This window comes from Streptacidiphilus carbonis (genome assembly GCF_000787775.1).
In the GTDB taxonomy this organism is placed as follows: Bacteria; Actinomycetota; Actinomycetes; order Streptomycetales; family Streptomycetaceae; genus Streptacidiphilus; species Streptacidiphilus carbonis.
The window spans coordinates 51,821-71,555 of sequence record NZ_BBPM01000041.1 but is presented as its reverse complement, the minus strand read 5'-3'; the positions used below and the strand labels follow the sequence as shown (position 1 = coordinate 71,555).

General features: G+C 72.3%; 20 protein-coding genes. 11 read left to right on the top strand and 9 right to left on the bottom strand.

The window, feature by feature from the left end; translation table 11 throughout:
- Positions 1–285 precede the first annotated feature (285 nt).
- The 4 genes from TR46_RS26860 (at position 286) to TR46_RS26845 (ending at position 3,395) form a co-directional block, all read left to right on the top strand.
- Positions 286–1,083, top strand: a complete 798-nt coding sequence (locus TR46_RS26860) for an SGNH/GDSL hydrolase family protein (RefSeq protein ID WP_042405891.1) — start codon at positions 286–288, stop codon at positions 1,081–1,083.
- A gap of 103 nt (positions 1,084–1,186) precedes the next feature.
- Complete coding sequence (locus tag TR46_RS26855) at positions 1,187–1,558, top strand: hypothetical protein (protein WP_042405889.1); 372 nt, start codon at positions 1,187–1,189, stop codon at positions 1,556–1,558.
- Positions 1,555–1,947, top strand: a complete 393-nt coding sequence (locus TR46_RS26850; protein ID WP_269084277.1) for an ArsR/SmtB family transcription factor — start codon at positions 1,555–1,557, stop codon at positions 1,945–1,947. Before TR46_RS26855 ends, TR46_RS26850 begins: the two co-directional genes overlap by 4 nt.
- 56 nt (positions 1,948–2,003) lie before the next feature.
- Positions 2,004–3,395 carry a GNAT family N-acetyltransferase gene (locus TR46_RS26845; protein ID WP_042405886.1) on the top strand — a complete coding sequence of 464 codons (1,392 nt, stop codon included), beginning with the start codon at positions 2,004–2,006 and terminating at the stop codon, positions 3,393–3,395.
- On the opposite strand, the gene glmS is transcribed toward TR46_RS26845, so the two are convergent.
- The 3 genes from glmS to lnt form a co-directional block, all read right to left on the bottom strand.
- The gene (gene glmS, locus TR46_RS26840; RefSeq protein WP_042405884.1) at positions 3,382–5,208 is read right to left on the bottom strand and encodes a glutamine--fructose-6-phosphate transaminase (isomerizing); all 1,827 of its coding nucleotides are present in this window, start codon (positions 5,206–5,208) and stop codon (positions 3,382–3,384) included. The two genes, TR46_RS26845 and glmS, sit on opposite strands and share 14 nt — an antisense overlap.
- Before the next feature lie 87 nt (positions 5,209–5,295).
- Positions 5,296–5,604 (bottom strand): hypothetical protein, encoded by a 309-nt coding sequence (locus TR46_RS26835; RefSeq protein ID WP_042405882.1) that lies wholly within the window; start codon positions 5,602–5,604, stop codon positions 5,296–5,298.
- Positions 5,605–5,700: 96 nt separating this feature from the next.
- The gene (gene lnt, locus TR46_RS26830) at positions 5,701–7,353 is read right to left on the bottom strand and encodes an apolipoprotein N-acyltransferase (protein ID WP_439654391.1); all 1,653 of its coding nucleotides are present in this window, start codon (positions 7,351–7,353) and stop codon (positions 5,701–5,703) included.
- A gap of 126 nt (positions 7,354–7,479) precedes the next feature.
- Between lnt and TR46_RS26825 the strand changes: the two genes are divergently transcribed.
- A complete protein-coding gene (locus TR46_RS26825; RefSeq protein ID WP_042405880.1) occupies positions 7,480–7,965 on the top strand; it encodes a hypothetical protein in 486 nt (161 codons plus the stop codon).
- 31 nt (positions 7,966–7,996) lie between these two features.
- On the opposite strand, the gene TR46_RS26820 is transcribed toward TR46_RS26825, so the two are convergent.
- Both TR46_RS26820 and TR46_RS26815 read right to left on the bottom strand, forming a co-directional pair.
- On the bottom strand, positions 7,997–8,785 hold the full coding sequence (locus TR46_RS26820) for an SDR family oxidoreductase (RefSeq protein WP_236655525.1): 789 nt from the start codon (positions 8,783–8,785) through the stop codon (positions 7,997–7,999).
- Positions 8,786–8,842: 57 nt separating this feature from the next.
- Positions 8,843–9,826, bottom strand: a complete 984-nt coding sequence (locus TR46_RS26815; RefSeq protein WP_042405877.1) for a phospholipase D-like domain-containing protein — start codon at positions 9,824–9,826, stop codon at positions 8,843–8,845.
- Between the two features lie 257 nt (positions 9,827–10,083).
- On the opposite strand from TR46_RS26815, the gene TR46_RS26810 reads away from it, so the two are divergent.
- Positions 10,084–11,511: a pyridoxal phosphate-dependent decarboxylase family protein gene (locus tag TR46_RS26810; protein WP_042405876.1), complete on the top strand. Its 1,428-nt coding sequence runs from the start codon at positions 10,084–10,086 to the stop codon at positions 11,509–11,511.
- Between the two features lie 67 nt (positions 11,512–11,578).
- Here TR46_RS26810 and TR46_RS26805 read toward each other — a convergent pair whose 3' ends face one another.
- Positions 11,579–13,195 (bottom strand): multicopper oxidase family protein, encoded by a 1,617-nt coding sequence (locus TR46_RS26805; protein ID WP_052433117.1) that lies wholly within the window; start codon positions 13,193–13,195, stop codon positions 11,579–11,581.
- Positions 13,192–13,641, bottom strand: a complete 450-nt coding sequence (locus TR46_RS26800) for a hypothetical protein (protein WP_052433116.1) — start codon at positions 13,639–13,641, stop codon at positions 13,192–13,194. The genes TR46_RS26805 and TR46_RS26800 overlap by 4 nt, the downstream gene beginning before the upstream one ends.
- 87 nt (positions 13,642–13,728) lie before the next feature.
- Here TR46_RS26800 and TR46_RS26795 point away from each other — a divergent pair, with 87 nt between their 5' ends.
- Entirely contained in the window at positions 13,729–14,280 is a 552-nt protein-coding gene (locus TR46_RS26795) for a MarR family winged helix-turn-helix transcriptional regulator (RefSeq protein WP_052433115.1), read from the top strand.
- 96 nt (positions 14,281–14,376) lie between these two features.
- Here the strand turns inward: TR46_RS26795 and TR46_RS26790 are convergent, their stop codons facing one another.
- Positions 14,377–14,790, bottom strand: a complete 414-nt coding sequence (locus TR46_RS26790; protein WP_042405875.1) for an organic hydroperoxide resistance protein — start codon at positions 14,788–14,790, stop codon at positions 14,377–14,379.
- Positions 14,791–14,882: 92 nt separating this feature from the next.
- Here TR46_RS26790 and TR46_RS26785 point away from each other — a divergent pair, with 92 nt between their 5' ends.
- The 3 genes from TR46_RS26785 to TR46_RS38305 all read left to right on the top strand — a co-directional run bounded on the left by TR46_RS26785 (position 14,883) and on the right by TR46_RS38305 (position 17,475).
- Positions 14,883–15,392 carry a MarR family winged helix-turn-helix transcriptional regulator gene (locus TR46_RS26785; protein ID WP_042405873.1) on the top strand — a complete coding sequence of 170 codons (510 nt, stop codon included), beginning with the start codon at positions 14,883–14,885 and terminating at the stop codon, positions 15,390–15,392.
- A 79-nt stretch (positions 15,393–15,471) separates the two neighbouring features.
- Entirely contained in the window at positions 15,472–15,732 is a 261-nt protein-coding gene (locus TR46_RS26780) for a DUF5302 domain-containing protein (RefSeq protein WP_052433114.1), read from the top strand.
- A gap of 150 nt (positions 15,733–15,882) precedes the next feature.
- The gene (locus TR46_RS38305; RefSeq protein WP_052433113.1) at positions 15,883–17,475 is read left to right on the top strand and encodes a VWA domain-containing protein; all 1,593 of its coding nucleotides are present in this window, start codon (positions 15,883–15,885) and stop codon (positions 17,473–17,475) included.
- Positions 17,476–17,517: 42 nt separating this feature from the next.
- On the opposite strand, the gene TR46_RS26770 is transcribed toward TR46_RS38305, so the two are convergent.
- Entirely contained in the window at positions 17,518–18,864 is a 1,347-nt protein-coding gene (locus TR46_RS26770) for an aminotransferase class I/II-fold pyridoxal phosphate-dependent enzyme (protein WP_042405922.1), read from the bottom strand.
- A gap of 59 nt (positions 18,865–18,923) precedes the next feature.
- On the opposite strand from TR46_RS26770, the gene TR46_RS26765 reads away from it, so the two are divergent.
- Positions 18,924–19,604, top strand: a complete 681-nt coding sequence (locus tag TR46_RS26765; RefSeq protein WP_042405872.1) for an FMN-binding negative transcriptional regulator — start codon at positions 18,924–18,926, stop codon at positions 19,602–19,604.
- The last annotated feature ends 131 nt before the right edge of the window (positions 19,605–19,735 follow it).

The window sequence follows — 19,735 nt, the reverse complement described above, 5'->3', positions numbered from 1 at the left end:
CGGGCCGGGCCGCTCCCACCCCGAGCGGACCTGGCAGCAACGGCCCAAGTGCCCGACAGGCATGCGGAATCCCCCCGCGGTCCACCCCGGACCGCAGACTTGACGAATATAACAAGCCAAGTAACTCCTTGTCATGCCAGCAGTAATGTCACTTTGGACCCGACCTGACCACAGCTCACAAAGGCCCACCCGGACGGTCTTGACTTCAGCGCGCCGAACCACCGGCACAGGGCGGCTGACCTCGGCGGCAGCGTCCCGGCAGCGAGGCCTTAAGATTCTTGGACTATGAGCCAGAGCCCCGTCTTCCGCAGCATGGTCGCGCTCGGCGACTCGTTCACCGAAGGCATGTGCGACAGCGTCCTGCCGAACGGCCACTACCGCGGGTGGGCCGACCGGGTCGCCGAACGCCTCGCAGCCGAACTAGCCGCCGCCGACAGCGGCGCGGAGTTCCGCTACGCGAATCTCGCCGTGCGGGGAAAGCTGATCGGTCAGATTGCGGACGAACAGGGGGACGCCGCCGTGGCTCTCGGCGGCGAGCTGGTGACCCTGGCCGGCGGGCTCAACGACGTGATGCGCCCCGGATGCGACCTCGACCAGGTGGAACGCACCCTCGGCGAACTCGCCGAGCGGCTCGCCGCAGGCGCCCACCGGCTGGTGATGTTCTACAGCGTCGACCCCAGCCGCCGGATGCGCAGCAGCGCCCGGATCATGCCGCAGACCCTGCGGCTCAAACGATTCGTCGGCGAACTCGGTGAGCGCGACAACATCACCGTGGTCGACCTCTTCAACGTCCCCGCCTTCGACGACCCGCAGATGTGGGCCGAGGACCGGCTGCACTTCTCCGCTGAGGGCCACCGCCGGGTCGCCGAGGGCGTGCTGCAGGCGCTGGGCTTCGCCCCGTCCTTCGACTGGCGCGAGCCCCCGCCCCCGGCCCCTCCTGTCCCCCGGGCCGCCAAGCTCCGCGCCGACCTGCACTGGCTGCGCGTGCATGTGGCGCCCTGGGTGCTGCGCCGGCTCACCGGCAAGTCCTCCGGCGACGGCCGGCTCGCCAAGCGCCCCGTCCTGGAGCGCTTCCCGGCCTGACCCGGGCCGGAAGCGCCGACACGGTACACCCCGCCGCGGTGCGGGTTGCGGTCTTCTGCAATTCATGAGTGCCGTAGCCGTTCGGCTACGTAACGTCATCGCCATGGAAGACATCGACGTCGCACTCAAGCAGGCAATGATGATCGAGGGCGCGCTCGGCGCCGCCCTCGTGGACGTGAACAGCGGTATGGCGCTCGGTGCCATGGGCGGCGGCAGCGACTTCGACCTGGGCGTCGCCGCCGCGGGCAACACCGACGTGGTCCGCGCCAAGCTGCGGGTCATGGAGATGCTCAACCTCAGCGGCCGCATCGAGGACATCCTGACCACCCTCACCAGCCAGTACCACCTGATCCGCCCGCTGACCTCGAACAGCGGCCAGGGGCTGTTCCTCTACCTGGTACTGGACCGCAACCGCGCCAACCTCGCCCTGGCCCGCCGCCAGCTGAACCAGGTCGAGGCCGGGCTCGACCTGTGACCCAGCCGCCGCTCTACCAGGTCAAGGCCGAGTTCTTCCGGATGCTCGGCCACCCGGTCCGGATCCGGGTCCTGGAACTGCTCCAGGGCGGCCCCAGGCCGGTCCGCGAGCTCCTCGCCGACATCGGCGTCGAGCCCTCCAACCTCTCCCAGCAACTCGCCCTGCTGCGCCGCTCCGGTATCGTGGTGTCCAGCCGCGAGGGGCCAACTGTGGTGTACGCGTTGGCCGGTGGCGATGTGGCGGAGCTGCTGCGGTGCGCCCGGCGGATCCTGACCGTGCTGCTCGCCGACCAGCAGGGCCTGCTGGAGCAGCTGCGCGGGGCCGACCAGGTCCCGCCCTCGGCCCCCACCTTGGCGCATTCCGGACAAAACGGAATCAAACACTCTTAACGTTCTGGTCATGATCCGTTGGTGACCGCGAAACACCGGTTCGACAAGATGCTGACATGGCTGAATTGACGAACCGTAACCACAAGCGCACCTCCCGGCACCACTGGCGCCGCGACACCGTGGAGCTGTCAGCGGTGTTCACGGCGGTGGCCGTCGCCGATCTGATCGCCAACGTCGTCGTCCACGGCCACGACGGACCGGTCCTTCTGGTGGCGTCCGCGGTGGCGCTGCTGGCGACAGCGGTCTGGCACAGCTGGTGGAAGCACCGCCATCCGGACGCCCCGCCGGGGCCCGCGCCCGGCGACATCCTCTCGTCCGCGCCTACCGAGGCGGCGGTGCCCGGGGCAGCGGCGCTCCCGCCGCGCTCCCCGCACTCGCCGCGGTCCGCCGAATGGCCGCTGTGGCGGATCCGGACCACCGTCCCGGACGCGCCGGGCAGCCTGGCCGGGCTGTGCCGGGCGCTGGCCGACCTGCCCGTCAACATCATCTCCATGCAGGCGCACCCGCTCGCCGACGAGACCGTCGACGAGTTCGTGGTCCAGGCCCATCAGCGGACCGCTGCCCAGGACATCACCCGGGCCGTCGTCGCGGCCGGCGGCACCGAGGTGTGGCTGGAGCGCGCGGACGCGCACGACCTGGTCGACGTCCCGACCAGGATCCTCAACCTGGCCACCCGCACCGCCCTGGACGCCGCCGAACTCCCGCTGGCACTGCGCCAGTTGTTCGGCCGCTGCACCATCCGCTCACGGCCCGGCGGCATCGACGAGGACGAGCTGGACGGCAGCACCATGCGGCTGCGCGACCCGTCCGGCGGCATCCTGCTGGTCACCCGGGACGAACCGCCGTTCACTCCCACCGAGTTCGCCCGTGCCCGGGCGCTGGTGGAGCTGGACGCCCAGCTCGGCCCGCGGGTCCCGGGCACCCGCTCGCTCATCGAGCTGGACGGAGAGGGGTTCCCCGCCGAGGAGTTGACGGTGCGTCGGGCCGACCCCTCGGACCGGGCCGCCGCCATCGCCCTGCACGAGCGGTGCAGCAGCCAGACCCTGCGCCGGCGCTACCACGGCCCGGCCGCCGAGAGCGACCGCTACCTGGGCCATCTGCTGGAGCCCCGCTACGGCCAGACCCTCACCGCCGAGGCCCCGGACGGCAGTCTGGCCGCGCTCGCCCATCTGATGTGGGACGACGACAGCGCCGAGATCGCCGTCCTGGTCGAGGACGCCCGGCAGCGCCGGGGCCTCGGCAGCGAGCTGGTGCGCCGGCTGGTGGAGCTGGCGCGGGACGCCGGGATCGACGAGGTCTACGCGGTCACCACCGCTTCCAACAGCGGCATGATCGCGACCCTGCGCCGGCTCGGCGTCCCGCTGGACTACCAGGTGGAGGACGGCACCCTGGTGATCACCGCGCACCTCGCCCACGAGAGCGCTGAGGCACCGGCTACTCGACGGTGACGCTCTTCGCCAGGTTCCTCGGCTTGTCGACGTCCCGCTCCAGCGCCACCGCCGCGTAGTAGGCGAACAGCTGGAGCGGGATGCCGAGCAGGATCGGGTCCAGCTCGGGCTCGTTCTTGGGCACCAGGATGGCGTCCTCGGCGAGCTTGGCGTCCGGACGGGTGTGGCCGACCATCAGCACCGGGCCGCGGCGGGCCCGGATCTCGCCCAGCGTGGTGAGGTTCTTCTCCAGCAGCTCGTCGTCCGGGACCACCGCGACGGTCGGCAGGTCCGGGCCGATCAGCGCCAGCGGGCCGTGCTTGAGCTCGCTCGCCGGGTAGGCCTCGGCGTGGACGTAGGAGACCTCCTTGAGCTTCTGCGCACCCTCGCGGGCCACCGGCCAGCCGCGCACCCGGCCGACGAACATCATCCCGGGGTGGTCCGCGTACTTGGCGGCCAGCTCCTCGATCTCCTTCTCCTGCGCCAGGATCTCCCGGATCTGGTCCGGGATGGCCTTCAGTCCGGCGCAGATCCGCCGGCCGTCCGCCGGGGACAGGTCGCGGACCCGGCCCAGGTGCAGCGCGATCAGCGCGAAGGCGATGGAGGTGGAGGTGAACGCCTTGGTCGAGGCGACCGAGATCTCCGGACCTGCGTGCAGGTACATCCCGCCGTCGCACTCCCGGGCGATGGCGCTGCCCACGGTGTTGACGACGCCGAGGACCCGTCCGCCCTTGCGCTTGATCTCCTGCACGGCGGCCAGGGTGTCGTAGGTCTCGCCCGACTGGCTGACCGCGATGTAGAGGGTGTCCGCCTCGATCACCGGGTTGCGGTAGCGGAACTCGGAGGCAGGCTCGGCGTGGGCGGGGATCCGGGCCAGCTCCTCGATCAGCTGGGCGCCCAGCTCGCCGGAGTAGTAGGCGGAGCCGCAGCCGAGGATCTTCACCCGGGTGAAGGCCCGCGCCTCGCGGGCGTCCATGTTGAGGCCGCCCAGATGGGCGGTGGAGAACCGCTCGTCGACCCGGCCGCTGAGAGTGCGCTCCACCGAGGTGGGCTGCTCGTGGATCTCCTTGAGCAGGAAGTGGGCGTGGCCGCCGGTGTCGTAGGAGGCTTCCTCCCAGTCCACGGTGGAGGGCTGCTTGGCGGTGGCCCGGGCGTCCTCCTGGGTGAAGGTGTTGAAGCCGTCGGCGCGCACCGTCGCCAGCTCGCCGTCGTCCAGGTGGACCACCTGGCGGGTGTAGCGGACCAGGGCGGAGACGTCGGAGGCCGCGAACATCTCCTTCTCGCCGATGCCCAGCACGATCGGGCTGCCGTTGCGGGCCACCACGATCCGGTCGGGCTGCTCGGCGTCCAGCACGGCGATGCCGTAGGTGCCGACGACGTGCTTGAGGGCGGCCCGCACGGCGTCCTCCAGCTCGACGCCCTCGGTGGCGAGGCTCGCGATCAGGTGCGAGAGCACCTCGGTGTCGGTCTCCGAGGCGAACACGCAGCCGTCGGCGACCAGCTTGGCGCGCAGTTCCTCGGCGTTCTCGATGATCCCGTTGTGCACCACGGCGATGCGCTCGGCGCCGTCCAGGTGCGGGTGCGAGTTGGCGTCACTGGGCTCGCCGTGGGTGGCCCAGCGGGTGTGCCCGATGCCGGCCTTGCCGGAGAAACGGGCCGGTACCAGGGCGGCCAGCTCTCCGACCCGGCCCTTGCTCTTGCGGACCTTGAGCCCGCCCTTGGCGGCGACGGCGACCCCGGCGGAGTCGTAGCCGCGGTACTCGAGGCGCTGGAGTCCCTCCAGCAGGATGGGCGCGGCGTCCCTGGGACCGATGTAGGCGACGATTCCGCACATACAGGACTCCTTATGTCGTGGGTGAGTCTGAGGGTGGAGGGTGAGGGTGAACCCGGCAGAGGGACGGACCGGTCGTCCCGGTCCGGCTCAGCCGTAGACGAGCCGGCGCAGCTGCCGGGCGGACAGCTCCGGCGCGCGCACCCGCCGCTGCGGCAGCTCCGCGCCGATCCGCTCGAAGATCCGGTCGTTGGTCAGCCCGCGCGCCTTCAGCTCGCCGTGCCTGCGGCGCACGTACTCCTCGGCGCTCTCGGCGAAGTAGGCGAGGACGTCGGCGACGACCCGCGCCGCCTCGTTGGGCCCGAGGGCCGTGGTGCGGGCCAGATGGTCGAGCAGATCATCGGGTACGGCGGACGCGGCGGGAGACGTCGGCGCGGTGGCGCGGGCAGGACTGGGCACAAGCAGTGACCTTACGCATCCAGGCCGTCGGAACCAAGAATCCTGCCCGGAATCGGGCAGGATCTCGCGCATCCGGGTCAGAGGCGGCCATCCGGGTCAGGGGCGTCGGTTCCGCCACTCCAGCAGCACCCAGCCGCCCGCCGCGACCACCAGCAGCAGGCAGCAGCCGGCCGGCACCCAGTTGCCCCAGCGGTCGTACAGGGTGGAGCCGGTCGCCAGCGGCATACGGTACTCCAGGCTCCCCCGGTCGTCGGTGCCCAGCGCCCGGCCGACCTGGCGTCCCAGCGGGTCGTAGGCGGTACTGACACCGGTGAGCGTCGCCTGCACCACCGGGCGGCCGGTCTCGGCGGCCCGGAACGCGGCCAGCGAGGCGTGCTGCTCGGGCGCCGCGGTCCCCTGGAACGTCGAGGTGGACGACTGCACCACCACCACCTGCGCACCCCGGTTCACCAGGGCCCGGCTCATGTCGGGGAACGCCGACTCGAAGCACACCAGCGGCCCGATCGTCAGCGTCCCGCCCTCCGGCCGCGGCACAGTCATGATCACCGGGGTGGTGCCCCGGCGCCGGTCCACCGCGGCGGCCTTGGAGAACGAGGTGATCCAGCCCAGCGCCGGGCGCATCGGGATGTACTCGCCGAACGGCACCAGCCGGATCTTGTCGTAGCGCTGCCCGGTCAGCCCTTGCGGGCCGATCAGCACCGAGCTCTTGTAGATCGCCCCGTTGGGTCGGGCCGCGTCCACATTGACCAGCAGGTCCGCGCCGAGCTGATGGGACAGCACGGCCAGCTGGGCGGTCAGGTCCGGACGGTCCCCCAGGTCGTAGCCGAGGCTGCTCTCGCCCCAGACCACCAGGTCGGGACGGGTGCCGATGAGCGCGCGGGTGAGCTGCTCGCCGTTCTCGGTACGGTTGTCCAGGTCGGACGAACCGCCGGGCTGGACCACGGCGACAGTGGCTGCCGCACCGGTCAGCCGGGGCTGCGGCGCCCAGGCCAGTGCCGCCGCGGTGCAGCCGGCGAGCGCCAGCAGGGTGCCGTAGGCCACGGCGGAACGGCCCCAGCCCGCGATCAGCACCACCACGGCGGTGTTCACCGCCACGATGAACAGGCTGTCCAGCCACACGCCGCCGACCGAGGCCAGCACCAGCGCCGCATGCCGCTGGTACTGGCTGGCTCCGAGCAGTCCCCACGGACCGCCGAGGTACTGCCAGGAGCGGATGGTCTCGATGGCCAACCAGCCGCACGGCACCAGCACCACGGCCGCCGCCGCCCGCCCCGCGTGCGGGCTGCCGCGCAGCAGCCGCCACACCAGCCAGCCCCACGGCGCCCAGAACAGCCCGAGCAGCGCGGCGAGCACCAGGATCGCCACGCTGAGCGTGGGGATCAGCCAGCTCATCACCCCGACCAGGAAGCCGATCCCGCCCCACCAGCCGAGCACCATGGCCCGCCGCCGGTCCGGGGCGGTCCGCAGCACCAGCATCAGCGGCACCAGGCAGACATAGGCGAACCACCACCAGCCGACGGTGGGGAAGACCAGCACCGGCAGCGCCCCGGTCCCGGCGGCGAGCAGCGGCATCCGCGAACGGCGCGCCAGTCGGCGCAGCCGCTCCCGGCGGCCCGGCCCGGGGTCGGGCACGGGCTCCGCCCCGCCCTCCTCGGTCACAACGGCCTGTCCGCCCCGCTCGGCCTGTCCGCCGAAGCCGCCCGCCTCGGCCGGGTCACCACCGGACCCCCGCCCCGCAACACTCCGCACCTGCATCCCTCTCCTCAGTCACCACACCCCAGTGTCGACGCATTCCCCCTGATCAGCACTTCGAACACGGGAACCGCTTCCGATCGGAGCAGTCCGGGGGCACCCTTGGAGCCAAGGAGGCCTGATATGCCGTCACTTCCCCGCCCGCTCCGTCAGCTGCTGGGCCGCACGCCATGGGCCGAGCATGACATCAACGACCTGGCCCGGCGTCACCACTACCGCGCCGCGCGCCGCCGTCACCCGGTCCGCCGCCGCCACCCGGTCCGGGCGCTGATGATCAATCTGGCGGTCCTGGCACTGCTGCCGCTGTGGCCGTTCATCGCCTACCCGCTCCAGCGCGCCGACCTGCCCGGGGGCCGACGGGGCCTCCGTCCGCCGAACTACGGCGGCCACCTGGGAGGCCCCCGCCAGTTCCTCCGGGTCGTCACCCACCACTCGGTGGTCATCGCCCTCAGCGCCCCGATGCGCTACCTCGCCGACCGCCTCCACCGCCCGCGCACCCGCGGCAACGGCCCCGACGGCATCCCACCCACTGCCGGCGACCGAGAACCCCGCCGCCCCAACCCCGGCCCACCCACCGACGCCATAGCCCTCCCCGAACCCCGCGGCTGAGCCGGCGGCGTTCACGGCGGAGCGGACGGGCTCAGCGCCGGGTGCCGGCGTGTGCGGCCGTGTCGGCGAGGAGCCACTGCTCGAAGGTCTGGGTGCCGCGCGGGCCGGGGGCGGACGGGAGGAGGCCGCTGCCGAGCATCGCGCGGCCGACCGCGCCGGGCAGGCGCGGGCTCAGCACCGGGCGGCGGCTGCCGCGGGCCCGGAGCACGGCCCGTACCAGGTCGGACATCTCCCTCACCTCGGGACCGGCCAGATCCGGCGCCATCCCGACCGGGTCGCCGGTGGCCAGCTCCACCAGGGCCGTCGCCACCTCGCTCGCGGCGACCGGCTGGCTGCGCATCCTCGGCGCCAGCACGAACGGCATGGGGCCGCCCCGCTCCAGCAGCTGCGCCGCGAACTCGTGGAACTGCGTGGCCCGGAGCACACTGCCCGGCACCGGCCCGGCCAGCACCAGCTCCTCCTGCCGGACCTTCCCTGCGTAGTAGCCCAGTCCGACCCGGTCGCACCCCACGATCGACAGTGCGACATGGTGCGACACCCCGGCCTTCGTCCCCGCCGCGAGCAGGTGCCCGGCGGCCCGCTCGAAGAAGCTGACCGCCGTGCTCCTCCGGATCGTGATCGTGTTGCTGACGTCGATCACCGCGCCCACGCCGTCCAACGCCCGGTCCAGCCCGGCACCGGTGGTCAGGTCGACCCCCTTCGAGCGAGAGAGCACCACCGCCTCGTGCCCCTCGGCCTCCAGCGCCGCCACCACCAGGCGTCCGACCACTCCGGTCCCGCCCGCGACCGCCACCCGCATCTGCTTCTTCGATGTGTCCATACCCGTAGGACAGAGCAGCCGCCCCGGTTGTGACATCGGCGGCGCCCTGGTGCGGGGTCAGGCCGAGGCACCGCCGGAGTAGTCGGAGGCGAAGGCGGTCTCGATGACGCCCTCGACGCCGGTGTCGGTGAGGATGATGCCCAGCTCGCGGTTGTTGCCGAGCGAGTTGCTGGTGATGTTCATGGAGCCGGCCTCCACCTTCGCGGTGGACAGGCCGTAGTCGGCGACGATCGCCTTGGCGTGGATGTAGTACCCGGTGCTGGAGGAGTAGCCGCGCACCGTGCCGCCGGCCGCCTTCACGGCGGAGACCTCGGAGGAGTAGTCCGACGGGTACTCCAGCACGACGCGCACGGTCACGCCGGCCTTGGCCCGGGCCACGATCGCGTTGACCACGGCACTGTCGCTGAACTCCTCCTCCTCGACGTCCAGGGTCCTGGTGGCGCCGTTGATGACGCTGAGCAGCCGGGTCTGCGAGTCGGTGGGCGACCAGGTCAGGTTGTCGCCGTCGCCCGGGGTGATCGCGGTGTGGGCGTAGTCCGCGTCGAAGACCTTCTCGATGGCGGCGACGTCGGTGCTGTCGGTGTCGAAGACGCCGTAGTCGCGGCTGGTCGTGTAGTACTTCGAGGTGAGGTTGCCGGTGAGGACCAGCGACTCGGCGCCGTCGACCGTGATGGTCTTCTGGTGGGTGTAGACGTAGCTGCTGGAGGAGTAGACGACGCCGACGCCGGCTGCCTTGAGCGTGGAGTAGGCGGAGCCGTTGACGGAGGTCCTCGTGCCGTCCAGGATGACCCGCACGGTCACCCCGGCCTTCTCGCGCGCGACCAGGTCCGCCACCGCGGTGCTGTCGCTGAGCTCGTACATCGTCATGTCGAGCGTGCTGGTGGCCGAGTTGATGAAGTTGTAGATCGTCGGCTCGGTGCTGGTGAGCGAGAAGGCGAACGCCGTGTAGGTGCCGGCGGCGTGGGCGGGCAGGGCGGTGCCGAGCGCTGCCGCGCAGGCCGCGAGGATGGTTCCGGCGCGACGCAGGGTGGTCCGGATCATCGTTTCTCCCTGGGTATGTGATGGTTCGTCAGCCCCGGCGGGCCGGCGTGCCAACCGAAGAACCACGCGCGTAGAACTTGACGGAAGTGGGATCCGGTTAACTTGTCATGTCCTTTTCTCTACGCGCGTCCCCCAGTTGTGCGCGTTCTGCGATCACAGCTGCGACACAGGTCAGAGCGCTGCCGCCGCGAGCAGTGGCGCCCTCGCGGGGTGGGTCAGCACGGCCGCCCCCATCGCCCCACCGTACGATCATCGGTATGAACGACTTCCGTACGGCGGGTCACGCCGCTGTGGACCTGCTGGCCGACTACCTGGGCGGACTGCCCGACGGACCGGTCTGGCAGGCGATGGACCCCGCCGCCCGCGAGCGGCTGCTGACGCTGCCGCTGCCGCAGGGCGGCCGGGGTCTGGACGAGCTGGTCGCGGACATCGGCGGGGACGTGCTGCCGTACCCGATGGGCAACGGGCACCCCCGCTTCTTCGGCTGGGTGAACGCCGCCCCCGCCCCGGCCGGGGTGCTGGCGGCGCTGGCCGCCGCCGCGATGAACCCCAGCTCGGCCGGCGGCGACCACGCCGACGTCCACCTGGAGCGCACGGTGGTGCGCTGGATAGCCGAGCTCGCCGGGTTCCCGCACCCGGCCGGCGCGGGACTGCTGACTTCCGGCGCCTCCATGGCGACGATCGTGGCCCTCGGTACCGCCCGCAACCGGGCCGCCCGGCGGCTGGGCGTCGACGTTCGCGCAGAGGGCCTGGCGGCGCTGCCCCCGCTGGTCGGCTATGTCAGCGCGGAGACCCACTCCTGTGTCCGCAAGGCCGTCGAACTGCTCGGACTGGGCGGCCGCGCCCTTCGGGTGGTCGCCACCGACGCGGCCGGGCATCTGGACCCCGCCGCGCTGCGGGAGCAGATCAAGGCCGACCGGACCGCCGGGCTGCACCCCTTCCTCGCCGTCGCCTCCGCCGGGACGGTCAACACCGGCGCCGTGGACGACCTGGCCGCCATCGCCGACGTCTGCGCCGAGGAGCGGCTGTGGCTGCACGTCGACGGCGCTTACGGGGCCTTCGGCGTACTGGACCCGGTGATCGCCGACCGCTACGCCGGACTGGACCGGGCCGACTCGCTGGCGCTGGACCCGCACAAGTGGCTGGGCGTCCCGGTCGACTGCGGCTGCGTCCTGGTCCGCGACCCGGTGGAGCTGCGCGGCACCTTCAGCCTGGTCCCCTCCTACCTCAGGGACGAGAACGCCGGCGGCCTGGGCTGGTTCTCCGAGTACGGCATCGAGCAGACCCGGCCGTTCCGCTCGCTCAAGGTCTGGGCGACCATCGCCGCCTCGGGCCGTGACGGCATCACCCGCGATGTCGCACACTGCACCGCGATGGCTCGGCGACTCGGTGAACTGGTCGCCGCAGACCCCGAGTTGGAGCTGATGGCCGAGGTTGAGAGCTCCATCGCCGCCTTCCGCTACGCCCCTGCCGGGGTGTCCGCCGAACAGCTGGAGCAGGTCAACAAGGCGCTGTCGGTGGCGGTCCAGGAGCGCGGGCGCACGTTCGTCACCGGTACCCTGCTGGACGGCCGCGAAGCGGTCCGGGCCTGCCTGATCAACCCGGCCGTGTCGGAGCAGGATCTGGCAGCGCTGATCGAGGAGGCCCGCGCGGCGGGCGCGGACCTCCTCGCGAAGCTGAGCTGAGCTGGGCCGACCTGAGCTGGGCCGACCTGAGCCGATCTGAGCTGACGTCGGCTCAATTGCGGCTGCCTCAGCGGGTGGTGAAGTCCGCCATCATCGCCATGTCCTCGTGCTCCAGATTGTGGCAGTGCAGCATGAAGCGGCCCGCGTAGTCCTCGAAGCGCACCGCGATCTCGACCGCCTCGGCGGGCTGCACATCCACGGTGTCCTTCCAGCCGCCGTCGAAGGGGCCGGGGTCCGCGCCGTTGCGGGACACCACCTGGAAGTGGTTGAGGTGCAGGTGCACCGGGTGGTGGAAGTCGCTGACGAAGCGCCAGACCTCGGTGGTGCCCAGCCGCGGCGTGGCCAGTGAGCGTCCCGGCCGGTACCCGTGGCCGTTGATGGTCCAGCCGCTGTCCGACTTCTGGAACAGGAAGGTGCGGGTCGCCGCTGCCCTGGACGGGTCCAGGGCAGCGATCGTGGAGAGTCCGGCCGGGATCCTGGAGTCGTCGGCGACCGCCCCGCCGCCCACGTCGAACCGCATCACCTCGGCGGTGCCGCCGCTGCCGAGCCGGTTGACCAGCCGCACCCTGGTCCCGGCCGGGTAGCGGGAGAAGTCGACGACCACGTCGAACCGCTCCGCCGGGGCGACGTCGATGCTGTCGTGAGCGACCGGCGCCGCCAGCAGGCCGCCGTCGCTGCCGATCTGCACCAGGCCGCCGCCGCCCGGCGGCTGCGGGTCCAGGGCCAGCCGGTAGCGGCGGGCATTGGACGCGTTGAGGATGCGCAGCCGGTAGCGGGCCCGGTCGGCGTCCAGTACCGGCCAGGGCGCGCCGTTGACCAGCACCGTGTCGCCGAGCACCCCGTTCATGTACGGCGTGGTGACCCCGGGCGTGACCTCGGAGCCGTCCAGCGCCGGGTAGGCGAAGGAGCCGTCGGCGGCGAAGGAGCGGTCGCTGATCATCAGCGGCAGGTCCCGCTCCCCGCGCGGCAGCGGGAGGGACGCCTCCTCGTCGTCGGTGACCAGGTGGAAGCCGGCCAGACCGCGCCACACATGGGGGCCGGTGAAGCCCATCCGGTGGTCGTGGTACCAGAGCGTCGCGGCCCGCTGGTCGACCGGGTAGGTGTAGGTGCGCCGGCTGGAGCCGTCGCCGCTGTCCATCGCGGCCATGCCGCCCGCCCCGCCGCTCATCCCCGCCATCCCCGCCATCCCCGCCATCCCCGCCATGGCGCCGGCCCCGCCGCCCGTCCCGGCCGGGTGGACCAGCTGGGTCGGATAGCCGTCGCTCGCGGTCGGCGTGTGGCCTCCGTGCAGGTGGACGACGGTGGGCTGCGGCAGCTGGTTGCGGTGTGTCACCACCGTCCGGCGCCCGGACCGGGACACCAGCGTGGGGCCGGGGTAACTGCCCTGGTAGGTCCAGGCTTCGGTGTCCAGCCCGGGCAGGATCCGCAGCAGCGCCGGGCGTTGGGTGATCTCGTAGTAGTCGGCGGTGGCGTCGCTTCGGGTCGGTGCCAGCACCTGCGGGCGCGGCAGCCGCACCTGGTAGGGGCGGGGCAGCGGAGCGGCGCTGCGCAGCAGCAACCCGGGCTGACCCTGCTTCAGCATGCCTTCCAGATAAGGCGACCCGGCCGCCACCGCACCGGCGCCCAGCACTGCGGCGCCGCCGATGCCGAGGAAGCGGCGCCGGCTCATCGCGGGCCGGCTCATGCGTCCGCCCCGGCGTGCGCCGTCCGCGCCTGAGCCTCCACGGCACTGTCCGACGGGGGTCGCAGCGGCAGCGTCCAGGCCGACCTGGCGTTCCTCAGCACGATGACCACCACACCGACCCCGAGCGGGACATGGATGATCAGCTCCCGGCTGAAACCGAGCATCATCTGCAGTGCGATGACGACCAGGGCGATCGCCTGCTCCCTGACGATCGCCACCGGGGCCCCGCCCGGACGCCACGCCGCCACCGCGGCCGCCAGTGCCAGCAGCACCGCCGTGGCCAGGATCATCGCGGCGATCTCATGCGCCTGCAGCAGCGGATAGTGCCCCTGCAGGAACCCGCCCGCGAGGACCGGCTGCGCGACCGCCAGCAGCCCGGCCAGCACGGTCGCCCCCCTGAGTGCCCGTAGCGCGGCTACCCGCACTCCCGATCTGCCCTGCTCCATGGCGGCTTCCTCCCCGTGTGGATTTCAAGTCCCTATTGAGACAGTCCCAAATGGAACTATCTCAACTGGAGCATATACTCGGTCCCCATGGACGCCAACCCCCTTTCCGACGCCGAGGCCGGAGCCGACCCCGACGCAGACGTAGACGTAGACGTAGACGCCGAGGACGCCGCACACACCGCCCTGCAGGCCACCGGTCGGCTCACCGAGGCCGGGGCCGTCGGCCTGCTGCTGCGCCGCGCGCACCGCCGCTCGGCCAGGGAGTTCGGCCGACGGCTGCAGCCCCTGGGCATCGACCCCCGCCACGCGGGCGTACTGCTGCAACTGGACCGGGGCGGTCCGGTGACCCAGCGCGATCTGATCGTCCGCCTGGGCAGCGACAAGTCCACGATGGTTCGCACCATCGACGAACTGGAGGCGCGCGGGCTCGCGGTGCGCCGCCAGCACCCCACCGACCGACGCGCCCATGCCATCGAGGCGACCGATTCCGGACGCTCCGTTCTGGCCGAGATCCACAGCCGCGCCGACGCGGCGGGCCAGAGCCTGCTCGCCGGATTCGAACCGGACGAGCGCAGCCACCTGCTCCGACTGCTGCGCCGTTTCGTGGACGCCGAGGAACGCTCCCCCGACGATCTCTGACCCGGCGTCAACATGCCGACAGGCGGCCACCGGAACCGGTGACCGCCTGAAGGAGAAGTGGAGAAGTGGTAACAAAGAGATCTGTCGACTGCTCGACTACTCGACTACCAGCTCGACCGGGATGTTGCCGCGGGTCGCGTTGGAGTACGGGCAGACCTGGTGCGCCTGCTCGACCAGGCCGCGGCCGGTCTCGCCCTGGAGCGCCTCGGGCAGTTCCACCCGCAGGACCACGGCCAGGCCGAACCCGCCCTTGTCGTTGCTGCCGATGCTGACCTCGGCGGTCACCGAGGCCTCGCTGGTGTCGACCTTGGCCTGACGGCCGACCAGGCCGAGGGCGCTGGCGAAACAGGCGGCGTAGCCGGCCGCGAACAGCTGCTCGGGATTGGTGCCCTTGCCGTCGCCGCCCAGCGCGGGCGGCATCGCCAGGGTGAGGTCGAGCTGCCCGTCGGAGCTCACGGCGCGGCCCTCACGTCCATTGGCGGTGGCTGCGGCGGTGTAGATGGCGTCCATCGGTGTCTCCTCCTGGATTGCTCTCGGCGTTCCCTGCCCCATAAGCATCACACACAATTCAGTTGTGCACAACTGAGTAGTACTCTTGAAACATGTCCAAGCAGCCCACCGCAACCGCCGACGACCTCCTCGGCCTGGAGGACCACATCTGCTTCGCCCTGCAGACCGCCTCCCGCGCCTTCGGCAGCCTCTACCGCGACGCCCTGGGCGAGCTCCGGATCACCTACCCCCAGTACCTGGTCCTGCTGGCGCTGACCGAGCACGGCGAACTGCCGGTCAAGCGCATCGGCGAGCTGCTGCGGCTGGACTCCGGCACGCTGTCGCCGCTGCTCAAGCGGCTGGAGGCGGCCGGCCTGGTGCAGCGCACCCGCAGCATCCAGGACGAGCGCTCGGTCGACGTCAACCTCACCGCCAAGGGGGCCGGCCTTTCGGCTGACGCCCGGCGCGCCGTCCGCGACTGCGCCGCCGACCTCGGGCTGGACCCGGCCGAGATCCGACTGCTGCACGGGATGCTGCAGCGGCTCACCGATCGCCTGGACACCGCCGGGGGCGCCGGTGTCACCCCGGCGGCACGCCTGGGAGCCTCCGCCGCCGACCATTGATCAATACCGGGCCGCCGTCCCGTGCCAGACTGTGCAGGCAGCCGAACGGGCTGTGCTCGATTGACGACAGGAGGCCCCCATGGCTGAAGACGCAGTGGCCGACAAGACCTCCGGCGACGCGGCAGCGCCGGAGGCTGAGGCCGAGGACGCGCAGCAGGCGGCGACCGGCTCCGCCGACACGGCGGAGGACGTGAAGCGCAAGTTCCGTGAGGCGCTGGCCCGCAAGAGCGGCCAGCACGCCGACTCCGCGACCGCAGGCGGCAGCGCCGAGACGTCCAAGATCCACGGAGCCCACGGCAAGTCCGGCGGACAGCGCGACTTCCGCCGCAAGAGCGGCTGACGCCGGGAGCGTGCGCAGGTGAGGGGCGGCGACCGTCCCCGGGCTTCCGGGAGTCGCCGCCCCTCACCCGTGCCACGCGACGCGACGCGAAGGTGTCACGGATCGGTACGGATGCCTTGTCACACGGGCCGCAGCAGGCAGGATGTCGGTATGACCTCGATGCGCAAGGGCGCCAACTGCCCCGTACCGACGACAGCCCTGCACGCGGTGGTGAGCTGGCGCACCGACGCGCCCGGCCCGGACGTGGACGTGTCCGCGCTGCTGCTCGACAGCTCCGGCAAGGTGCGTTCGGACGCCGACTTCGTCTTCTACAACCAGCCGCAGCACGCCTCCGGTTCGGTGCGGTACGAGGGCAAGCGGCCCCAGCCCGGCGAGATGATGGACGCTGTGCTGCTGGACCTGGCCGCGGTGGAGCCCGCCGTGGACCGCATCGTGGTCGGCGCCTCCGCCGACGGCGGCACCTTCGGCCAGGTGCCCGGGCTGCGGCTGCGGGTGATGACCCAGGACGGCGGCAGCGTCGCCGAGTTCGACATCGAGGGCGCGACCAGCGAGACGGCGTTCCTGTTCGGCGAGTTCTACCGGCGCGGCGGGGAGTGGAAGTTCCGCGCGGTCGGGCAGGGGTACGCCTCCGGCCTGGAGGGGCTGGCCACCGACTTCGGCATCTCCGTCGAGGGCGACGAGCAGCCGGCGCAGCAGCCCCCGGCGGGCTTCGGCCCGCCCCCGCCGCAGTACCAGCAGCCCGCGCCGCCGCAGCAACCGCAGTACCAGCAGCAGTACCAGCAGCAGCCGTATCAGCAGCCCGCGCCCCAGTACCAGCAGCCTGCCCCCGCACCGGTCGCGTCCGCACCCGCCGGGGCCGCCCCGGCCGCCCCGGGCGCCCCGGGCGCCCCGATAAGCCTCAAGAAGCAGAAGCTGATCAACCTGGAGAAGCAGCTCGCCGACCGCGGCGACCGCAATCTGCTCGACCTCACCAAGCGCGCCGCGGTCACCCTGGAGAAGCGCGGCCTGTCCGAGCACACCGCCCGGGTCGCCCTCTGCCTGGACATCTCCGGCTCGATGGGCGGCCTCTACCGTTCCGGCAAGGTCCAGTCACTGGTCGAACGGGTGCTGGCGCTCGGGCTGCGCTTCGACGACAACGCCCAGGTGGACGTGTTCCTGTTCGGCGCGCGCGGGCACGAGGCCGGCAGCGTCGGCATGGACAGCTACCAGGGCTGGACGGACCGGATGCTGCAGCAGTGGCGGCTGGAGGGCGGCACCGACTACGCCGCGGCCATGCACCTGATCCGCCAGCAGTACTTCGGCTCGGCCGACCTGCGGAACGGCCCGATCTCGGACCGCCAGCCGGTCTATGTGATGTTCGTGACGGACGGTCACACCACCAGCGAGGCGGCCACCAAGGCCCATGTCCTCTCCTCCAGCTACGAGCCGCTGTTCTGGCAGTTCATGGGCATTGGGCGGTCCTCCAAGTCGGTCGACGCGCCCCAGGTCGCCGAGGCCGCGCCGCCCGCCAAGCAGTCGCGGTTCGCCCGCCGGTTCGCCGCGATGGCGGCGAACTGGGGCGACGGCACCTTCCGCTTCCTGGAGGAGCTGGACGACCTGCCGGGCCGCTACCTCGACAACGCCGACTTCTTCTGCGTCCAGGACCCGGCGAACCTGACCGACGACCAGCTGTACGACCTGATGACGGCCGGGTACGCGAACTGGCTGCAGCACGCCAGGGCGCAGGGCCTGCTCATCGGCTGACCCGAACCCCCACACACCCCGAACCCGGGCCGCGGCCGGGGCTCACACCCCGCGGACGTCGCCGTCGCTGCCCCGCAGCACGGCGGCGACGTCCTCGGCCAGCCCCGGCATCTCGTCCACCGTCAACGGGGAGACCGTCAGCCGCACGCCGGGCGGCGAGGCGAGCCGGAACCGCGCGCCGGGCGCCACCGCCCACCCGCGCTGGAGCAGCCCGGCGAAGGCCGCGGTCTCGTCCGGCACCGGGATCCAGATGTTCAGGCCGCTGCGGCCGTGCGCCGCCACCCCGCGCTCCGCAAGCGCCGACAGCAGCGCGTCCCGACGGACCCGGTAGGACGCCGCCGCGGGGGCGCTGTCCTCCACCGCCCACAGCCCGGCGACGGTGCGCTGCAGCAGATGGCTGACCCACCCGGCGCCGAGCCGCTGGCGGCCGCGTACCCGGTCCATGGTCTCCGGGTCGCCGGTGAACACGGCCACCCGCAGGTCCGGCCCCAGGGACTTGGCGGCGGAGCGCAGCACCGCCCAGGCCGCGGTGGTGGGTGTGCCGTCCGGTCCGGCGCAGAGCGGGTGGAACGGCAGGTCGACGATGCCGTGGCCGTGGTCGTCCTCGACCAGCAGCACGCCCGGACGCTCCGTCAGCAGCGCCCGCAGCGCGGCGGCGCGCTCGGCGCCGATCGCGGCGCCGGTGGGGTTGTGCGCGCGGTCGGTGACCACCAGCGCGCGGACTCCTTCGTCCAGCGCCCTGGCCACGTCCGCGACCACCGGCCCCCGGTCGTCCACGGCGACCGGCACGGCCTTCAGGCCGAGGGCGGGCAGCAGGTCGAGCAGGCTGCCCCAGCCGGGGTCCTCGACGGCGACCGCGTCGCCGGGGCGCAGCCGGGCCAGGAAGATCCGTTCCAGGGCGTCCAGTGATCCCGAGGCGACGCCGACCGGGGCGGCCGGGATCCCGTCGGCGGCGAAGGACGACTCGGCGAGGCCGCGCAGCCGGGGGTCCAGCGACGGCCCCCCGTACATCACCGGGTCGCCGCGGTGCTCCAGCGCGGCCGCCCGCACCGCGGCCTCCAGGTCGGGCAGCAGCGCGGTGTCGGGGTTGCCGTCGGCGAGGTTACGGGTGCCGGCCGGGACGGCGGGGCGGAAGGCGTCGCGGGGGGTGAGCGAGGGGCGGGAGCGGATCCGGCTGCCGCGTCGTCCGGCCGTCTCGATCACGCCGCGGTCCCGCAGCAACCGGTAGGCGGCGGCCACCGTGTTGGGGTTGACGCCCAACTCCCCGGCCAGATCCCGCAGCGGCGGCAGCGCGGTGCCCGGCTCCAGGATGCCGGAGCTGACGGCGTGTTCGATGTCGGCCGCGATCTCAGTGGCCCGGCGTCCCGTGATCCGATAATCTCCTAGCACAAAGAACACTATGCACTAGTGCATAAATCCTGTCCACCGCGACGCGAGGTGTGTCGACCATGCTGATCAACCCCTGGGACCGCGGCGCCGACGACGAGTGGCGCGCCTGGCTCTCCGCCCGCGACTTCGGCGTGCTCGCCGCCAACGGCCCGGACGGCGCCGCGCCGGTGCTGGTGCCGACCCAGTTCCTGTATGTGGGAAGCGCTGGAGCCGGAGGCGGCGACGAGGTGCTGCTGCACCTGGCCCGGCCCAACCCGGTCTGGGCCGCCATCGAGGCCAACCCCCGGGTCACCCTGGCCGTCACCGACGACTACGCCTTCGTCCCCGGACCCTGGCGCGCCCCGGCGGACACTCCGCCCGAGGACGGCGTCCCCACCACCTACTACGCCTCGGTCCACCTGGTCTGCACCGCCGAACCGGTGGACGACCCGGCCGCCAAGGCCGCCCTGCTGGACCGTCAGACCGCCCGCATGCAACCGGACGTGCCACACCGTCCGATCGTGCCCGGCGAACCGCCGTTCGGCCGGATGCTGTCCGCCATCCGGGGGCTGCGGCTGCGGATCGAGGAGGTCCGCCCCAAGTTCAAGTACGACGACAAGAAGACCACCGACTTCCAGACCGCCGTCGCCGAACAGCTGCGCCTCCGCGACCGCCCCGCCGACCCCGGCGCCCGCACCCAGCTGCTGCGCCGACGGGACGTCCGCCTCGCCGGGCCCGAGGGCTGCCCGGTCGAACACTGATCCCACCCGTCCGGAGTGCTCTGGGCCGTCCGGGGCAGGCGTGCACCCGGACGGCCCAGGGAACGGCCTGGCGTCCGTCCCCGTACGGCCCCCGTTCTTAGGCTGGCCGGACGGACCATCAGTTCGGGGAC